Here is a 17,992-nt window from a genome sequence, read left to right as displayed (position 1 = left end):
AGGGCGCTCTGGCAGTGTGAATCCGGGAGGAAGCGATGGCCTATTCCTACATGCCGGGGTTCGGCAACGACTTCGAAACCGAAACCTTGCCTGGCTCGCTGCCGCAGGGACGGAATTCGCCGCAGCGGCCGGCCTACGGACTCTATGCCGAGCAATTGTCCGGTTCGCCTTTCACCGCGCCGCGCGGCACCAACGAGCGCTCCTGGCTTTATCGTATCCGGCCGAGCGTCAGGCACACCGGCCGCTTCAAGCCGGCGAACTATCCACTGTGGAAGAGCGCACCGAATGTCGGCGATCATCAACTGGCGCTCGGCCAATACCGCTGGAGCCCGGTGCCGATGCCGAGTGAGCCAACCGATTTCATCGCCGGCATGCGCAGCATCACCACAGCCGGCGATGTGCTGGGGCAGACCGGCATGGCGGCGCATGTCTATGTCGCCAATCGCTCGATGGTCGACGACCATTTCTTCAACGCCGACGGCGAGTTGCTGGTCGTGCCGCAGGTCGGCGCGCTGCGCTTGGTAACCGAAATGGGCGTCATCGAATTGCGGCCGGGCGAGATCGCAGTGCTGCCGCGCGGGCTGGTGTTCAAGGTCGAACTGGTCGACGAAACGGTGCGCGGCTATGTCTGCGAGAATTACGGCGCCAAGCTGACGCTGCCCGATCGCGGTCCGATCGGCGCCAATTGCCTGGCCAATCCGCGCGATTTCAAGACGCCTTGCGCCTGGTTCGAGGATAAGGAGACGCCGTGCCGACTGATCGTGAAATGGTGCGGCCAGTTCCATATCACCGAACTCGATCATTCGCCGCTGGACGTGGTGGCGTGGCACGGCAATTATTCGCCCTACAAATATGATCTTGCAACTTTTTCGCCGGTCGGTGCGATCCTGTTCGACCATCCCGATCCGTCGATCTTCACCGTGCTGACCGCGCCGAGCGGCGAGGAGGGCACCGCCAACATCGACTTCGTCATCTTCCCGCCGCGCTGGCTGGTGGCGGAAAACACGTTCCGCCCGCCCTGGTACCACCGCAACATCATGAGCGAGTTCATGGGCCTGATCCACGGCCAGTACGATGCCAAGGAAGAGGGGTTCGTCCCCGGTGGTATCAGCCTGCACAATCTGATGTTGGCCCACGGACCTGACGCATCTGGCTTCGAAAAAGCCTCGCGCACCGAGCTGAAACCGGTCAAGCTCGACAACACCATGGCATTCATGTTCGAAACCCGCTTTCCGCAGATGGTGACCCGCTACGGCGCCGAGCTCGAAACCCGGCAGGACAATTACATCGATTGCTGGGCGGATCTGAAGAAGCGCTTCAACGGCACGCCCGAGGGCGACTGGTCTTGAGAGCCGTCGAATGAAGGATCGTCTGGTGCTTCTGGGTTCGAAGGGCGGCCCGGCGCTCCGGCCGGGCGGGCCATGGCCGAGTTCGTCGCTGCTGGAATTCGGCGGCCGCACCATCGTCGTCGATTGCGGGCTTGGCGTGACGCGCGGCTTGGCCGAAGCCGGCGTCAGCCTAAAGGCGCTCGACCTGATCTTCATCACGCATCTGCATTCCGACCATGTGCTGGAATTGGGACCGCTGATCCACACCGCCTGGACGGCGGGGCTGGCGAGCCCGGTCACCGTATTCGGCCCGCCCGGCACCGGCCACTACTGGCGGCGGTTCTGTGAGGCGATGGAATTCGACATCGAGATCCGCATCGGGGACGAAGGCCGGCCTGATATCCTCGATTTGGTTTCGATCGTCGAATTCGGCGAAGGCAAGATTTTTGAGGAACCCGGCCTCAAGGTTTCGGCGCTGCGCGTCGACCATCCGCCGGTGAGCGACTGCTTTGCGCTGCGTTTCGAGCATGCCGGCCGCAGCGTGGTATTTTCGTCCGATACAGCGTTCTTTCCGCCATTGGCCGATTTTGCCGAGGGCGCCGACATCCTCGTCCACGAGGCGATGCTGGAACAAGGTATCGAGCGGCTGGTCGCGAAAACCGGCAATGGCGCGCGGCTGAGGGAACATCTGCTCGCCAGCCACAGTCTTGCCGAGGAGGCCGGCCACATCGCCAGCGATGCCGGGGTCAGGAGACTGGTTCTCAACCATCTCATTCCCGCCGACGATCCGGAGATCGGCGAGGCCGACTGGATCGCAGCTGTCAAGAAAACATGGGACGGCGACTTGACGATTGCCCGCGACGGCCTTGTTGTGGGGCTAAGCGGCAGCCAAGCCGCACCAGGAGAGGAAACCGCATGAAGCTTGCCACATTGAAGGACGGGACGCGCGACGGGAAACTCGTCGTCGTCTCGCGTGACCTGACGCGCTTCACCGACGCCTCGTTCCTGGTGAGGACGTTGCAGGCAGCACTCGACGACTGGCGGCGGATAGCGCCGCATCTCGCCGCCATGGCCGAATCGCTTGAGAACAACGCAGTGCCTTCGGCCCGCTTTCACGAGCATGATGCCCATTCGCCGCTACCGCGTGCCTATCAGTGGGCCGACGGTTCGGCCTATGTGAACCATGTCGAGTTGGTGCGGAAGGCGCGCGGCGCCGAAATGCCGGCAAGTTTCTGGACCGACCCGCTGATCTACCAGGGCGGCTCGGACAGCTTCATCGCGCCGCGCGACCCCATCCGCATGGTAGACGAAGCCTTTGGAATCGACATGGAGGCGGAGGTCGCCGTCATCGTCGACGACGTGCCGATGGCGGCAAGCCTCGATGAGGCGCGGGCGGCGATCCGGCTGGTCATGCTGGTCAACGACGTGACGTTGCGCGGGCTGACCGCATCCGAGCTCGCCAAGGGGTTCGGTTTCTTCCAGTCGAAACCGGCCTCGGCCTTTTCGCCGGTGGCGGTGACACCGGACGAACTGGGCGACGCCTGGGACGGCGGCAAGGTCAGCCTGCTGCTGCTGGTCGACCTCAACGGCAAGCCGTTCGGCCGCGCCAATGCCGGCATCGACATGACCTTCGATTTTCCGGCGCTGATCGTCCATGCCGCGAAGACACGACCGCTGGCCGCCGGCACCATCATCGGTTCGGGCACCGTCTCCAACAAGCTCGACGGCGGGCCGGGCAGGCCGGTTTCGGCGGGCGGCTCCGGCTATTCCTGCATCGCCGAACTGCGCATGATCGAGACCATCGAGGCCGGTGAACCAAAAACACCGTTCCTGCGCTTTGGCGACACCGTGCGCATCGAGATGAAGGACAAGACCGGACATTCGATCTTCGGTGCCATCGAGCAGAAAGTCGAGAAATACGTCAGATAAGGATGCGCCAGGGGAGGAGTCCGAAACGATGAATCTACTGGATCACTTCAGCCGCATGGCCGGCAACAATCTCTGGTCGAACGACCGGCTTCATCGCGCCGTACTGCAGCTTGAGCCGGGCGAATTCGAGGCCGAACGAACCAGCTTCTTTCCGTCGATCAAGGCGACGCTCAACCACATCCTGGCGGTCGATCATCTCTATCTCGATTTTCTCGAAGAGGGCGGCGTTGGTGCCGCGGCCTATGACGACTTCATGCCGTTCGATGAACCCCAACCGCTGTTTGCCGCGCAGGTCGCGTCCGACCGGCGACTGATCGCCTTTTGCAACCGACTTTCGGCGAACGATCTCGACCGCCGCGTCGTCACCGACCGCCGCGAGGATGGAAGAATACCGGAGCGCATCGGTGATTTGCTCGCCCACCTGTTCATTCACGATATCCATCATCGCGGGCAGGTGCACGCGATGCTTTCCGGTACGTCGGTGAAGCCGCCGCAGCTCGACGAGTTCTTCCTCGACTACGATCTGAAGTTGAGGAGAGAAGAGGTCGAGCGGCTGAAACTGATCAATCAGGCCAGCGCGACATCGTAACGGCTGAGAGGTAACCCGGCCATCATTTGGCACACTCGCTCCATTCAGGACCGAGTTCGTCAAAGTCGTCAGCGATGCGGATCTTGCTCTTCAAGGCGCCGATGCGAGGCAGGCGTTCGGTGGTTGCCGGCGGCACGAGGCGGGCCGCGACCTTGCCATGGCGGGTAAGCGCGATCTCTTCGCCGGCTGCCGCGCGGCTGACAAGTTCCGACACTTTGGCCTTGGCCTCGGCGATAGGGATATTCATGGGACCGGTCCTTTATTCCCGGAACTTTGGGCAATAATTGATCGATCCGCAAGAAGCCTGAGCGGCTCGGCCTCTGAGCCGCTCAAATGTCCAGCCTATTCCGCCGCCTGCACCTTCAGCACGCCGCGCCTGATCTGGTCCTGCTCGATCGATTCGAACAGGGCGCGGAAATTGCCCTCGCCAAAACCTTCGTCACCCTTCCTCTGGATGAACTCGAAGAAGATCGGGCCGATCACGGTTTTCGAGAAGATCTGCAGCAGGATCTTGGTCGTGCCGCCGTCGACCACGCCTTCGCCGTCGATCAGAATGCCGTGCTTCTTCATCCGGTCGACCGGCTCGTTATGGCCGTTCACGCGGGCATAGGACATCTCGTAATAGGTGTCCGGCGGGCCCGGCATGAACTTCAGTCCGTTGACAGCCAGCCTGTCGGTGGCGCCATAGATGTCATCCGTGCCTACAGCGATGTGCTGGATACCTTCTCCCTTGTACTTCTTCAGATATTCGGCGATCTGGCTGGTCTCGTCCTTGGACTCGTTGAGAGGGATGCGGATCTTGCCGCAGGGCGAGGTGATGGCGCGGCTGACCAGCCCGGTGATCTTGCCGTCGATGTCGAAGAAGTGGATCTGCTTGAAGCCGAACAGGTCGCGGTAGAAATCCCACCATTTGTCCATGTTGCCGCGATAGACATTATGAGTGAGGTGGTCGAGATAATAGAAGCCGACGCCTTCCGGTTTCGGGTCTTGTGCGCCCAGCCAGTCGAACTCGGCGCCGTAGGCCGAGCCCTTCTCTCCGTAGATATCAATGAAGTAGAGCAGCGAGCCGCCAATGCCGACAATCGCCGGCGCGTCGAGCGTCTTGTCGCTGCCTTCATAGGGCGTCGCACCCTTGGCGGCTGCATGGTCGAAGGCATGTTTGGCGTCGACGACCCGCCACGCCATCGAGGACGCGCAGGGGCCGTGCTTGTCGGCGAATTTCATCGCATGCGAGCCGGGCTCGGCATTGACGACATAGTTGATGTCGCCCTGCCGCCAGACCGTGATGTTCCTGGTGCGGTGCTTGGCTACCGCCGCGTAGCCCATGCGGGTGAAAAGCTCGGCGAGCTTTTCCGGCTCGGGATGTGCGAACTCGACGAATTCGAAGCCGTCGGTGCCGGCCGGGTTGGCCTTGCTGATCTTGGCGGGAGGTGCGTCGTGCGGGAAGGGGCCCATGGCATTGTCCTCCAAAGCTGATTGGCCGAAGAAGGCCATTTGAGCGGCATTATAGCGCCGGCCGGGCGCATGGTGCTTGCATTCAAACGCTTTAAATGATCAGATCATGCGCGGATTGTGCACATATAGAGGATAATCCATGGATGATGCGCGCATTGACCAGTTTGACCGCAAGATACTGGCGCTGCTACAGGGCGACGGGCGGCTGACCAACAACGATCTGTCGGAACGGGTGAACCTCTCGGCGTCGCAATGTTCGCGCCGCCGGCAGAGGCTCGAGGAAGACGGCTATATCAAGGGCTACCGGGCGGTGCTCGACCGCGACAGGCTCGGCTTTTCGCTGGTCAACGTCATCTCGGTGACGCTCGCCACCCACAACCGCGACAACGCGCAGCGCTTCGGCGAATTGGTGGCGCGGCTGCCCGAAGTGCAGGAGGCGCACGCGCTGACCGGCGAGATGGACTACATTTTGAAAGTGGTGACGCCCGACCTGAAATCGCTGTCGGAATTCGTCAACGGCGTGCTTCTGCCGCACGAATCCGTGCAGCATGTGAAGACGGCAATCGTGCTCGAAACGCTGAAGGAGACCGGCGCGCTGCCGATCTAACCCTTCGACTGCTGGATCAGCCCATAGAGGTTGGTGCAGCGCGCGCCGGAACGGCAATAGGCGAAGACCGGTCCTTCGAGTTCGTCCAGCGCCTCGGCCTGGTCCTCGACATTCTCGGCCGTGATCTGGCCGCTGATGACAGGGATGTAGCGGAAGGCGAGCCCGGCGGCTTCAGCCGCCGCTTTGACCGCGTCCGCCGAAGGCTGGCCGGGCTGTTCGTCGTCCGGCCGGTTGCAGATGAGGCTCTTGAAACCGGCGCCCTTGATGGCGGCGACATCGTCGGGCTGGATCTGGCCCGAGACTGAATAGTCCTCGCTGATCTGACGGTATTCCATGGCGGTGTCCTCGCAATCTGGTTGGCCGGAGTCTTGCCACTCCCAGACGTGGCCGGCAATCCGCGCCGAAAGAAATCCCACTGCGCAGATAGACATTTCCGGCGAAAAATCCAGCCGGGCTTCGCGCCCGGCCGGATGGACGGCGTCGACTGGTCAGCTGCCGAGGATCGCACCTTTGATCTGGGCGATGTTGTTGTGCATCATGTCGATGTAGGTCGCGGCCGGGCCGTCCGGCTGCGACAGCGCATCCGAATAAAGCGTGCCGCCCACCTTGATGCCGGTTTCGCTGGCGATCTGCTCGATCAGCCGCGGGTTGGTGATGTTCTCGATGAAAATCGCCGCCGCCTTGTCCTGCTTCACCTGGCTGACCAGCTTGGCGACGTCGGCCGCCGACGGCTCCGACTCGGTCGACACGCCTTCGGGCGCCAGGAAGGTGAGGCCGTAGGCCTGCTCGAAATAGCCGAAGGCGTCGTGCGAGGTGATGACGACGCGCTTGTTTTCCGGGATCGACTGGATTGCCGTCTGCACGTCGCTCTCAAGCGCATCGAGCTTCTGAGTGTAGGAGGCTGCATTGGCCTTGTAGCTGTCGCAGCCCTCCTTATCGGTGGCGCAAAAAGCGTCGGCAACGTTCTTCACATAGATCTTGGCGTTGGCGATCGACTGAAAGGCGTGCGGGTCGGTCGCCGTCTTTCCACCACCTGTATCCGCGCCTTCGGCGGCGTCAGCCTCGGCGAATTCGGGTTTGAAGCTGATCGGCGTCACGCCCTTGGTGAGGACGGAAATCGTCGCCTTGGTGGCGCTGGCGTCGATCAGGCGCTGAAGGAAGCCCTCGAAGTGCAGGCCATTGACCAGCACCACGTCAGCCCCGGCCATGGCCACCGCGTCGGCCGGGCTCGGCTCGTAGACATGGGTGTCGCCATCCGGCCCGACGATGGTGGTCACATTGACCCGGTCGCCGCCGACATTCTTGGCGAAATCGGCGATGATGGTGAAGCTGGCAACCACTTTCAGGGGCGCTGCGAAGGCCGACGAAGCGCCAAAGGCGCTTAATGTTATAACGCTCATCGCCAAAGCGGCGCGGATCGATTTCAGCATGGGCAAGTCTCCTTGGTTGGGATTAGGCTGTTCTGTGGCGGTGATGGACGATGCGGGCGCGCAGGATGCCGCGCGTGCCGAACAGGATCGAGGCGAAATAGACTCCGCCCGCAGACAGGATGATGGCCGGGCCGGAAGGCAGTGATGCGTGATAGGACAGAAGCAGCCCGGCAGCGCAGGACGCGAAGCCGATCAGCACCGCCAGCACGCACATCGGCTCGACGCGCGCGGTCCAGAAGCGGGCAGCCGCGGCCGGCAGCATCATCAGCCCGACCGACAGCAAGGTGCCGAGCGCCTGGAAGCCGCTGACGAGGTTGAGCACGACGAGGCCAAGAAAGATGAAATGCACCGGACTGCCCATCCGGCTGACCGAACGCAGGAACAGCGGGTCGAGGCATTCGGCGACCAGAGCCCGCCAGAAGATGGCGAGGCTGACCAGCGTCACCAGGACGATGCCGCCGATCAGCGTTAGCGCTTCATTGTTGAGCGCCAGCACCGTGCCGAACAGCACATGCATGAGATCGACGCTGGAGCCGCGGATCGACACCATCAGCACGCCGATGGCCAGCGAGATCAGATAGAAGGCAGCCATCGAGGCATCCTCGCGCTGGATGGTGAAGCGCGAGACGGCGCCGGCGCCGAGCGCGACGATGATGCCGGCGATCAAGCCGCCGACTGTCATCGGCAGGATTTCCAGCCCATAGAACAGGAAGCCGGCGGCGGCACCCGGCAGGATGGCGTGCGCCATGGCGTCGCCGGAAAGGCTCATGCGCCTGAGCATCAGGAACACGCCGACCGGGCAGGCGCCGAGCGACAGCATCAGCGACCCGACGAGCGCCCGCTGCATGAAGGCGAAATCGGCGAAGGGCGCGATGAAAAGGCCGTAGAGCATGTCCATCATGCAGCCCTCGGGCCGGAACCCTGATGACGATCGTGGTCATGGACGTGATCATGCCCATGGCTGTGCGCATGATCATGCTCGTGATCATCGGGCTCACACCAGGGCGCGTTCTCCTCCCAGGCTTCGTGGAAGCGGCGCGCGCGCAGAAGGTTTTCCGGCCGCAGCGTCTCCTTCGTCTCGCCCCAAGCGATCGGCTGGCGGGCGAGCAGCAGCGTCTCGGGGAAATTCTGGCGCACCAGGTCGAGGTCATGGACGACGACCATGATGGTGCGCTCCTCGCCATGCCAGCGCTTGATCAGCGCGATCAGGTCGCCGACGGTCTTGCTGTCGACGGCGTTGAACGGCTCGTCGAGCAGGATGAGGTCGGCATCCTGCAACAGCACACGGGCAAACAGCGTGCGCTGCAATTGACCACCCGACAGCGTGTCGATCGGGCGCTTCTCGAAGCCGCCGAGGCCGACGGCCATCAGCGCCTGGCTGACCGAATCTCGATCTTCCCTGGTATAACGGCCAAGCAGTCCGCGCCGCGGCCACAGGCCGAGCGAAACCAGATCGACGACCCGGGCGGGGAATGAGCGGTCCAGCTCCGATTGCTGCGGCAGATAGGCGGCACGTACGCCGGGCATGCGGATCACTGCGCCGGCCATCGGCTTCAACACGCCGACGATGCCCTTCATCAACGTCGACTTTCCCGAGCCATTGGCACCGACGACGGCGGTCAGCGATCCCTTGCGGATCGTGCCGTCGAGATGATGGATCGCCGGGTGACTGTTATAGCCAAGCGTCAGGTCGCGGAAGGTCAGGCAGGTTTTTGTCATGTGACGATCCGTTGGATTCGGGCTGCGAACTGCGGCCGATTGGATATGTGATGTTATTACATTAGTCAACAAGCCAATCGGGCGGAATTGCGGCGACTGGGGCGATTGGCCGTGTGGCTTTTTGGCTCGCGCCTGCTGGCTCAAGAGGATTTGCTCGGGCGGCCTTGCCCGAAACCGACCGCAACTCTAAACAGGCGCAACCGGCAAAGGAAGGAAAAGCCCAATGAGCATTCGTCGCATCGATGTTGGCCCGCGTATGAGCCAGATCGTCATCCATGGCAACACAGTTTATCTGGCCGGTCAGGTCGGCGAGCCGGGCGGAAACGTCGGCGCCCAGACCAAGCAGATCCTGGCTGCCATCGACGAATTGCTGGCCAAGGCCGGCACCGACAAGACAAAGATCCTGCAGGCGATCATCTGGCTGGCCGATATGAGCACCTTTGCCGAGATGAACGCTGAATGGGACAAGTGGGTGCCGCAAGGCCACACCCCGGCCCGCGCCACCGGCGAGGCCAAGCTCGCCGGCCCCGAATATCTGGTCGAGATCATCATCACCGCGGCAATCTGAATCGCTATCTAAATCCTAAGTCCGCGAGGGCGTGAAGCGCGCCACCAGTGTGTGGCTCTCTGCGGCATAGGTGAAACGGACATGGGTGACGGGGTGCTCGGCGCTCCACGTCCGGCGCTCGACCACCAGGCATGGTGCGCCGGCTTCGATATCGAGTGCTGCCGCAATGTGCTTCTCCGCGGCGACGGCCCGGATGCGATGCTCGGCAGCACTCCATGGCACGCGGCCGATCAGCCATGGGCCGGGCGCGGTGCCGAGAAAAGCCTCGTCGGCGGCCTCGGCCACGGCGGTCAGATTGATCAGCCGCTGCTCATGGGCGAACGGCCGAATGCCGGCGAAATGCCGGCATTCCAGCGCCAGCACAGGTCCGGCAGGGCCGAGTTCCAGCAAGGCGCGATCCTCGGCGCTGCTGCGCCGCTTCTGCCGCGCCACGCGCTCGTAGCGATAGGGCAGGCCGAGCGCCTCGACCTCGATCCTGATGTCGTGGATTTCCAGAACCGCGGCCTGCGATTGCGGCCGGCGAACAAAGCTGCCGGACCGGCGCCGGCGCTCTATCAGCCCGGCCTTGGCAAGTTGCGACAGCGCCTTGTTCACCGTCATGCGCGAACACTTGTATTGCGCCGTCAGTTCGTGCTCGAACGGGATGCGGTGGCCCGGCGCCCAGGCGCCGGACAGGATTCGCTCGCTGATGTCGGAGAGGATGCGCTGGTGCAGCGAGACACCTTCGCCGCCGTCCGCATCCACTGTTCCGATCGTGCTCATGCGGCGGTTCGCCTGTGTTGAATTGCGTCCGGCTCAGCCGGCCGAAAGTTCTGTCATCACCTTGCGAAAGCGCCCGGCAATGGCGTCGCGCCTCACATGCCCGCCGTCGCTGACCAATTTTTTGCCGTGCACCCAAACGCAATCGACCTTGGTGCCGTTGGCGAAGATCCAGGCGTCAAGCACCGCATCGCCCGTCTTGGCGGCAAGCGAAGGATGATTGCCGCCGAGCGAGACGAAATCGGCTGAGCCGCCAGCGGCAATCCGCGGCGGGCCGGCGGCAAGGGCGGCACTGCCGCCGTCGAGTGCGGCATCGAACAGTGCACGGCCGGTCGAGCCGTCGGCCACCGCCAGCACATTGCGGGCGCGGTGGGCGAGGCGCTGCGAATATTCGAGCTGCCGCAATTCGTCGGGCAGCCCGATCAGTACGTTGGAGTCCGAGCCGACGCCGAAGCGGCCGCCATGATGCAGGAACAAAGGTGCGGCAAAGGTGCCGTCGCCGAGATTGGCCTCGGTAATCGGGCAGAGGCCGGCGACGGCGCCGCTTTTCGCCATGGCAATGGTCTCGGTCTCGGTCATGTGAGTGGCGTGGATCAGGCACCAGCGCCGGTCGACTGTGGCGTTGGCAAGCACCCATTCGACCGGCCGCGCCCCGGACCAGGCAAGGCAGTCCTCGACCTCCTTGACCTGCTCGGCAACGTGGATGTGGATCGGTCCGTCCGGCGCCATCGTGGCGATGTGCTCCAGTTCGTGCGGCGTCACCGCGCGCAGGCTGTGCGGGGCGACGCCGACGACGCCTTGATTCAGAGCCCGAACGGATTCGCGGCATTTCTCAACAAGCCGCGCGAACCGATTCACATCGTTGATGAATCGCCGCTGGCCCTCATTCGGGGCAGCGCCGCCAAAAGCGGAATGCGCATAGAACACCGGCAGCAGCGTCAGGCCGATGCCGGTATCGGCGGCGGCCGCAGCGATGCGCTCCGCCATCTCTGCGACATTGGCATAGGGCTGGCCGTCGCGGTCGTGGTGGAGATAATGAAACTCGCCGACGCGCGAGAATCCGGCCTCCAGCATCTCGACATAGAGCTGGGCGGCAACCGCCTCGACCTGGTCCGGCGTCATCGACAGGGCGAAGCGGTACATCACCTCGCGCCAGCTCCAGAAACTGTCTGCCGAAGGGCCGCGCAATTCGGCAAGGCCGGCCATGCCGCGCTGGAAGGCGTGGCTGTGCAGGTTCGGCATGCCGGGCACGAGGATGGCGTGGCGCTCGTCTCCGGTTTGCGGTGATGAGTCCGGCTCGACCGTCGCGATGCGGCCGCCGGCGATGACGATACGCGTATTGGCATGCCAGCTGTCGGGCAGAAGCGCCTGTTCCGCAAAGATCGCCGTCACATCTTTCTCCGAATCCAGGTTGCCATATGATGATAGCACTTGCATGGCCTTTCTATATGTATATACATAATCGTCGGCGATTGAAACGGAAAAAATGATGGATGGAGAGAGCAAAAGCCGGACAGGGGCGGTCCGCATATGGCGCAACGCACGCCTGGCGACCATGGCCGAAGGCGCGGCTGGGCTTGGCATCGTTGAGCAGGGCTCGATCGTCGCACGGGATGGCCGGATCATCTATGCCGGTCCGGAAGCCGACATGCCCGCAGCGCTCGGCCCCACAGCACTGGGCAAAGACGTAGACACGTTCGACTGCGAAGGCCGTTGGATCACGCCGGGCCTGATCGACTGCCACACTCATCTGGTCCATGCTGGCAACCGCGCCAACGAATTCGAAATGCGGCTGGCCGGCGCCACCTATGAAGAGGTCGCCAAAGCCGGCGGCGGCATCGTCTCCTCGGTCAGGGCGCTGCGCACCGCCAGCGAAGGCGAACTGGTCACGCAATCGCTGCCGCGCCTCGATGCGCTGATCGCCGAAGGCGTCACCACCGTCGAGATCAAGTCTGGCTACGGTCTCGACCTCGAAAACGAGAAGAAGTCGCTGCGCGCCGCACGGCGGCTGGGCGAAAGGCGCCCGGTAACGGTCAGGACGAGTTTCCTCGGCGCTCACGCGCTGCCGCCCGAAGCCAAAGGCGACAAGGACGCTTTTGTCGATCTCGTCGCCGGGACAATCCTGCCGGCAGTTGCGGCCGATGGACTGGCCGACGCCGTCGACGGCTTTTGCGAGGGCATCGCCTTTTCACCCGCGCAGATTTCCCGTGTGTTCGACGCAGCGAAGGCAGCGGGCCTGCCAGTCAAGCTCCACGCCGACCAGCTGTCCAACCTGCATGGCGCCGAACTCGCCGCGCGCTATGGCGCGCTGTCGGCCGACCACCTCGAATATACCGACGAGGCCGGCGCGGCAACGATGGCCGCGGCCGGAACCGTGGCAACGATCCTGCCCGGCGCCTATTACTTCATCCGCGAGACCAAGAAGCCGCCGGTCGCAATGTTCCGCCAGCATGGCGTCAGGATGGCGGTCGCCACCGACTGCAATCCAGGCACCTCGCCGCTGACTTCGCTGCTGCTGACCATGAACATGGCGGCGACCTTGTTCGGCCTGACGGTCGACGAATGCTTGGCCGGCGTCACCCGCGAGGCTGCCCGCGCGGTCGGGCTGCTCGGACAGACCGGTACGCTGGAGGCTGGAAAATCGGCCGACCTGGCGATCTGGGACATCGAGCGCCTGGCCGAACTCGTCTACCGCATGGGCTTCAACCCGCTGCATACCCGCATCTGGAGGGGACAATGACCGAACTCAAGCTCAAGCCCGGCAATGCGACGCTGGCCGACTGGCGCGCCATCTATCGCGGCGCCGTGCCGAAGCTGGACGCTGCCTGCCGGCCGAAGATCAGGGCCAGTGCCGAGGCGGTGGCCAGGATCGTCGCCAAGGGTGAGCCGGTCTATGGCATCAACACCGGTTTCGGTAAGCTGGCCAGTGTCCGCATCCCCGCCGCCGACCTCGAAACATTGCAGCGAAACATCGTGTTGTCGCATGCCGCCGGTGTCGGCGAGCCGATGCCGGTCGCGGTCGCCCGGCTGATGATGGCGCTGAAGCTGGCTAGCTTGGCGCAGGGCGCGTCCGGCGTGCAGCCGGGGACAGTCGAACTGCTTGAAGCGATGCTGGCCAACGACGTCATTCCGGTGGTGCCGGCGCAAGGCTCCGTCGGCGCTTCCGGCGATCTCGCGCCGCTGTCGCATATGACGGCGGTGATGATCGGCGTCGGCGAATGCTTCACTCCGCATGGCCGTTTTCCGGCCAAGGTCGCCTTTGTCTCGCATGGGCTGGAACCGGTGACCTTGGGCGCCAAGGAAGGCCTGGCGCTGCTCAACGGCACGCAGTTCTCGACCGCCTATGCGTTGGCCGCCCTGTTCGACGCCGAAGTGCTCTACCAATCGGCGCTGGTCGCCGGCGCGCTGTCGACCGATGCCGCCAGGGGCTCCGACGCCCCTTTCGATCCGCGCATCCATCTGCTACGAAAACATCGCTGCCAGATCGAGACCGCCGAGGCGTTGCGCAACCTGATGGCCGGCAGCGCTATCCGTGAATCGCACCGGGTTGGCGACGAGCGCGTACAGGATCCGTACTGCCTGCGCTGCCAGCCACAGGTGATGGGCGCCGCGCTCGACGTGCTGCGCAAGGCCGCCGATACGCTCGCCACCGAGGCCAACGGCGTCACCGACAATCCGCTGATCTTCGCCGACGACGACACAGCTTTGTCAGGCGGCAATTTCCACGCCGAGCCGGTGGCTTTCGCCGCCGACATGATCGCGCTCGCCGTCTGCGAGATCGGCTCGCTGTCGGAGCGGCGCATCGCTATGCTGGTCGATCCGGCGCTGTCCGGCATGCCGGCGTTCCTGACGCCAAAGCCGGGGCTGAATTCCGGCTTTATGATCCCGCAGGTGACGGCGGCAGCGCTCGTTTCGGAAAACAAGCAGAAGGCCCATCCGGCCAGCGTCGATTCGATCCCGACCTCGGCCAACCAGGAGGACCACGTCTCGATGGCCGCGCATGGTGCGCGCCGCCTCATCGGCATGGTCGAGAATGCGACCGCCGTGATCGGCATCGAATTGCTGGCGGCAGCGCAAGGCTGCGATTTCCACGCACCGCTGGTGTCGAGTGCAGCACTTGAAGCGGTACGCAGGCTGGTCAGGACGGAAGTTCCGCATCTCGACAACGACCGGCACTTTCACCCCGACATGGAAAAGTCCATTGCCATGGTGCGCAGCGGCGCGGCGGTGGAAGCGGTAGGCGCAGTGAAGTTGCCGGGAATTACGTCATGAGACTGTACACCGTCACAGGTCGCGTTCCAAGGCAGGGAGATCTCTCATGACTTTACCCTCCTGGCTCACCGTCAGCCAAGGCGCGGCGCCCCTGCTGGTCTCGATTCCGCACACCGGCATCGACCTCGTTGGCCTCGAGAACCGCCTGGTCTCGCCCTGGCTCGGCCGCCGCGATGCCGACTGGTGGATCGACAAGCTCTATGATTTCGCCGAAGACCTCGGCGCGACGGTGGTGCACACGGCGATCTCGCGCACCGTCATCGACGTCAATCGCGACCCGTCTGGCGCCTCGCTCTATCCCGGCCAGGCGACGACCGGTCTCTGCCCGACCGAAACCTTCGACGGAGATCCGCTCTATCGCGAAGGCGAAGAGCCTGATGCGTCGGAGATCGACGAGCGCCGCGAAAAATACTTCGCGCCCTATCATGCCGCCTTGCAGGCCGAGATTGACCGGCTGCGCGTCTTGCACGAGAGGATCGTCGTCTACGACTGCCATTCGATCCGCTCGGTGCTGCCGCGCCTGTTCGAGGGCACGTTGCCGGTCTTCAATCTCGGCACCAATGACGGCAAGAGCGCCGATCCGGCCCTGCAGGCAATGGTCGGCCAGATCCTGGCCGAGACCGGCGAGACTTTTGTGATCAACGGCCGCTTCAAGGGCGGCTGGATCACGCGCCATTTCGGCCAGCCGCAAAATGGCGTCCATGCCCTGCAGATGGAACTCTCCAACCGCGGCTATATGCGCGAGCCCGAGGGGAAGGGCGAGCCCGTCAATTGGCCGGTGCCTTACGATGCCGACTTCGCCCTGCCGATCCGCGTCACGCTGAAAAATATTTTGGAAAGCGCGATCGACTGGGCTGAGCGCTGACGCGCCGCCGTGCACCTCATTCGAAAAGGACAATGACGCCATGACCGATCCTCGCCACAACATCCGCGAAGTCCGCAGCCCGCGCGGCAGCGAGCTCAACGCCCGCACTTGGCTGACGGAAGCGCCGTTGCGCATGCTGATGAACAACCTCGATCCGGACGTCGCCGAAAACCCCAACGAGTTGGTCGTCTATGGCGGCATCGGCCGGGCGGCGCGCACCTGGAACGATTTCGACCGCATCGTCGCCTCGCTGAAGACGCTTGGAGACGACGAGACGTTGCTGGTGCAGTCCGGCAAGCCCGTCGGCGTGTTTCGCACCCACGCCGATGCGCCGCGCGTGCTGATCGCCAATTCCAACCTCGTGCCGCACTGGGCGACGTGGGAAAAATTCAACGAGCTCGATAGAAGGGGCCTGATGATGTACGGCCAGATGACGGCCGGCTCGTGGATCTACATCGGCACGCAAGGCATTGTGCAGGGCACCTACGAGACCTTCGTCGAGGCCGGCCGCCAGCATTATGGCGGCGATCTCAAGGGCAAGTGGATCCTGACCGGCGGCCTTGGCGGCATGGGCGGCGCCCAGCCGCTCGCCGCGGTGATGGCTGGCGCCTGCTGCCTTGCCATCGAATGCGATCCCGACCGCATCGATTTCCGGTTGCGCACCCGCTATGTCGACGAGCGCGCAGATACGCTGGACGAGGCGCTGGAAAAGATCGAGCGCTGGACCCGGGCCGGCGAGGCGAAGTCGGTCGGCCTGGTCGGCAACGCCGCCGAGCTCGTGCCGGAACTGGTGCGGCGCGGCGTGCGGCCCGACCTGGTCACCGACCAGACCTCGGCACATGACCCGTTGAACGGCTACCTGCCCAAGGGTTGGTCGCTTGCCGAATGGCGCGAGAAGCGGACATCCGATCCGAAAGCGGTCGAAAAGGCAGCGCGGTCATCGATGCGCGAGCATGTTGAGGCGATGGTGGCGTTCTGGAACGCCGGCGTTCCGACGCTCGACTACGGCAACAACATTCGCCAGGTGGCGAAGGAGGAAGGGTTCGAGAACGCCTTTGCCTTTCCGGGATTCGTGCCGGCCTATATCCGCCCGCTGTTTTGCCGCGGCATCGGCCCGTTCCGCTGGGCGGCGCTCTCCGGCGATCCCGAGGACATCTACAAGACCGACGCCAAAGTGCGCGAGCTGACACCCGGCAACACCCATCTGCACAACTGGCTCGACATGGCACGCGAGCGCATCGCTTTCCAGGGCCTGCCGGCGCGCATCTGCTGGGTCGGCCTCGGCGACCGCCACCGGCTCGGCCTCGCCTTCAACGAGATGGTGGCGAAGGGCGAACTGAAGGCACCGGTGGTCATTGGTCGCGACCACCTCGATTCCGGCTCGGTCGCCTCGCCGAACCGCGAGACCGAATCGATGAAGGACGGCTCCGATGCCGTGTCCGACTGGCCGTTGCTCAACGCGCTGCTCAACACTGCCTCCGGCGCCACCTGGGTGTCGCTGCATCATGGCGGCGGTGTCGGCATGGGTTTTTCCCAGCATGCCGGCATGGTCATCGTCGCCGACGGTACGCGCGAAGCGGCAAAACGCCTGAAGCGGGTCTTGTGGAACGACCCGGCGACCGGCGTCATGCGTCACGCCGATGCCGGCTACGACATCGCGATCGCCTGCGCCAGGGAGCACCAGCTCAATCTGCCGGGCATCCTCGGCTGAGCCGCGCCTTGCGCATCCTTCGGGCCGCCGAATACCGCTCGATGCCGTGGAAGAACGGCGGCGGCGTGACGACGGAAATCGCCATCTCGCCTGATGGCGCAGGGCTCGACGATTTCGACTGGCGCGTCTCCATGGCGAGGGTCGAATGTAGCGGACCGTTCTCCAGCTTTGCCGGTGTCGACCGCACGCTCGCCGTGCTGGCAGGACAGGGGATCGTGCTTGATGTCGCCGGCCATTCACCGACGGAGCTGACGGGCGCCTCCGCCCCGTTTTCCTTTTCGGCCGACGTGCCGACCGGGGCTGCGCTGATAGCCGGTCCGATCACCGATCTCAACGTCATGACTCAGCGCGGACGGATGATCCATGTGGTGGAGCGTCTTGTCATTTCGGCTCCCACGGACGTCCAGCCAGTGGCCGACACAACCCTTATCCTGTCCCTCGGCGGCGGCATCACCGTGACCGGCGACGAATCTGTCCGTATCGGGCCACTCGATGCGCTCCTGCTCGGGCAGGGGGCGCCAAAACTGCGCCTGGAGCCGGCTGAGGACGCGACGCTGTTCGTCGTTCGCATCCATCGTGTTGCCGGCAACGATTAACGCTTGTTTCGAAACATGATCGCGACGCTGGCAAAATATCGCGTAAGCTGTTGCCTGCATCACGAAAAAGCCCGATTCCTTCCGTCGATCAAACCCGGACGGGAGCGTGAGGCGCTCGTCCTCCAGTTGTCGAAAGATGACGCCCTGTCGTGGTGCGGAGACAA

At 63.9% G+C, this 17,992-nt stretch carries 19 protein-coding genes; 11 read left to right on the top strand and 8 right to left on the bottom strand.

What is annotated here, in order from left to right; translation table 11 throughout:
• Positions 1–35: 35 nt before the first annotated feature.
• From hmgA to EN859_RS12820, 4 genes are read left to right on the top strand one after another with little or no spacing between them, the layout of a single operon-like run.
• Positions 36–1,349 carry a homogentisate 1,2-dioxygenase gene (gene hmgA, locus EN859_RS12835; RefSeq protein WP_127854466.1) on the top strand — a complete coding sequence of 438 codons (1,314 nt, stop codon included), beginning with the start codon at positions 36–38 and terminating at the stop codon, positions 1,347–1,349.
• Positions 1,350–1,359: 10 nt separating this feature from the next.
• Positions 1,360–2,247 (top strand): MBL fold metallo-hydrolase, encoded by an 888-nt coding sequence (locus tag EN859_RS12830; protein ID WP_127854465.1) that lies wholly within the window; start codon positions 1,360–1,362, stop codon positions 2,245–2,247.
• Positions 2,244–3,257, top strand: a complete 1,014-nt coding sequence (locus EN859_RS12825) for a fumarylacetoacetate hydrolase family protein (RefSeq protein WP_127854464.1) — start codon at positions 2,244–2,246, stop codon at positions 3,255–3,257. The genes EN859_RS12830 and EN859_RS12825 overlap by 4 nt, the downstream gene beginning before the upstream one ends.
• Positions 3,258–3,285: 28 nt before the next feature.
• Positions 3,286–3,846, top strand: coding sequence for a DinB family protein (locus EN859_RS12820; protein ID WP_127854463.1), 561 nt, complete (start codon positions 3,286–3,288; stop codon positions 3,844–3,846).
• Positions 3,847–3,868: 22 nt separating this feature from the next.
• Here EN859_RS12820 and EN859_RS12815 read toward each other — a convergent pair whose 3' ends face one another.
• Positions 3,869–4,093: a type II toxin-antitoxin system prevent-host-death family antitoxin gene (locus EN859_RS12815; RefSeq protein ID WP_127854462.1), complete on the bottom strand. Its 225-nt coding sequence runs from the start codon at positions 4,091–4,093 to the stop codon at positions 3,869–3,871.
• 95 nt (positions 4,094–4,188) lie between these two features.
• Positions 4,189–5,301 carry a 4-hydroxyphenylpyruvate dioxygenase gene (gene hppD, locus EN859_RS12810; RefSeq protein WP_127854461.1) on the bottom strand — a complete coding sequence of 371 codons (1,113 nt, stop codon included), beginning with the start codon at positions 5,299–5,301 and terminating at the stop codon, positions 4,189–4,191.
• Positions 5,302–5,440: 139 nt separating this feature from the next.
• On the opposite strand from hppD, the gene EN859_RS12805 reads away from it, so the two are divergent.
• Entirely contained in the window at positions 5,441–5,908 is a 468-nt protein-coding gene (locus tag EN859_RS12805) for an Lrp/AsnC family transcriptional regulator (protein ID WP_127854460.1), read from the top strand.
• Here the strand turns inward: EN859_RS12805 and EN859_RS12800 are convergent.
• The 4 genes from EN859_RS12800 to aztA form a co-directional block, all read right to left on the bottom strand.
• Entirely contained in the window at positions 5,905–6,243 is a 339-nt protein-coding gene (locus tag EN859_RS12800; RefSeq protein ID WP_127854459.1) for a TIGR01244 family sulfur transferase, read from the bottom strand. The two genes, EN859_RS12805 and EN859_RS12800, sit on opposite strands and share 4 nt — an antisense overlap.
• Before the next feature lie 153 nt (positions 6,244–6,396).
• Entirely contained in the window at positions 6,397–7,338 is a 942-nt protein-coding gene (gene aztC, locus EN859_RS12795; RefSeq protein ID WP_127854458.1) for a zinc ABC transporter substrate-binding protein AztC, read from the bottom strand.
• A gap of 22 nt (positions 7,339–7,360) precedes the next feature.
• On the bottom strand, positions 7,361–8,236 hold the full coding sequence (gene aztB / locus EN859_RS12790) for a zinc ABC transporter permease AztB (RefSeq protein ID WP_127854542.1): 876 nt from the start codon (positions 8,234–8,236) through the stop codon (positions 7,361–7,363).
• Entirely contained in the window at positions 8,236–9,057 is an 822-nt protein-coding gene (gene aztA, locus EN859_RS12785) for a zinc ABC transporter ATP-binding protein AztA (RefSeq protein ID WP_127854457.1), read from the bottom strand. Before aztA ends, aztB begins: the two co-directional genes overlap by 1 nt.
• 223 nt (positions 9,058–9,280) lie before the next feature.
• Between aztA and EN859_RS12780 the strand changes: the two genes are divergently transcribed.
• Positions 9,281–9,625: a RidA family protein gene (locus EN859_RS12780; protein ID WP_127854456.1), complete on the top strand. Its 345-nt coding sequence runs from the start codon at positions 9,281–9,283 to the stop codon at positions 9,623–9,625.
• Between the two features lie 15 nt (positions 9,626–9,640).
• Here the strand turns inward: EN859_RS12780 and hutC are convergent, their stop codons facing one another.
• Together hutC and EN859_RS12770 are read right to left on the bottom strand one after the other, a co-directional pair.
• A complete protein-coding gene (gene hutC / locus EN859_RS12775) occupies positions 9,641–10,387 on the bottom strand; it encodes a histidine utilization repressor (RefSeq protein WP_127854455.1) in 747 nt (248 codons plus the stop codon).
• Between the two features lie 33 nt (positions 10,388–10,420).
• Entirely contained in the window at positions 10,421–11,776 is a 1,356-nt protein-coding gene (locus EN859_RS12770; protein ID WP_127854454.1) for a formimidoylglutamate deiminase, read from the bottom strand.
• Positions 11,777–11,873: 97 nt separating this feature from the next.
• Here EN859_RS12770 and hutI point away from each other — a divergent pair, with 97 nt between their 5' ends.
• From hutI to EN859_RS12745, 5 genes are read left to right on the top strand one after another with little or no spacing between them, the layout of a single operon-like run.
• Entirely contained in the window at positions 11,874–13,124 is a 1,251-nt protein-coding gene (hutI, locus tag EN859_RS12765) for an imidazolonepropionase (protein ID WP_127854453.1), read from the top strand.
• The gene (hutH, locus tag EN859_RS12760; protein ID WP_127854452.1) at positions 13,121–14,656 is read left to right on the top strand and encodes a histidine ammonia-lyase; all 1,536 of its coding nucleotides are present in this window, start codon (positions 13,121–13,123) and stop codon (positions 14,654–14,656) included. Before hutI ends, hutH begins: the two co-directional genes overlap by 4 nt.
• 46 nt (positions 14,657–14,702) lie before the next feature.
• Positions 14,703–15,521 (top strand): N-formylglutamate deformylase, encoded by an 819-nt coding sequence (gene hutG / locus EN859_RS12755; RefSeq protein WP_127854451.1) that lies wholly within the window; start codon positions 14,703–14,705, stop codon positions 15,519–15,521.
• A gap of 40 nt (positions 15,522–15,561) precedes the next feature.
• Complete coding sequence (gene hutU / locus EN859_RS12750) at positions 15,562–17,232, top strand: urocanate hydratase (RefSeq protein ID WP_127854450.1); 1,671 nt, start codon at positions 15,562–15,564, stop codon at positions 17,230–17,232.
• A gap of 8 nt (positions 17,233–17,240) precedes the next feature.
• Positions 17,241–17,828 carry a HutD family protein gene (locus EN859_RS12745; RefSeq protein ID WP_127854449.1) on the top strand — a complete coding sequence of 196 codons (588 nt, stop codon included), beginning with the start codon at positions 17,241–17,243 and terminating at the stop codon, positions 17,826–17,828.
• The last annotated feature ends 164 nt before the right edge of the window (positions 17,829–17,992 follow it).

It is taken from the genome of Mesorhizobium sp. M00.F.Ca.ET.216.01.1.1, from assembly GCF_004010325.2.
Classification (GTDB): domain Bacteria; phylum Pseudomonadota; class Alphaproteobacteria; order Rhizobiales; family Rhizobiaceae; genus Mesorhizobium.
The sequence above is the reverse complement of the archived record's forward strand: the minus strand, read 5'-3'. Positions and strand labels throughout refer to the sequence as shown.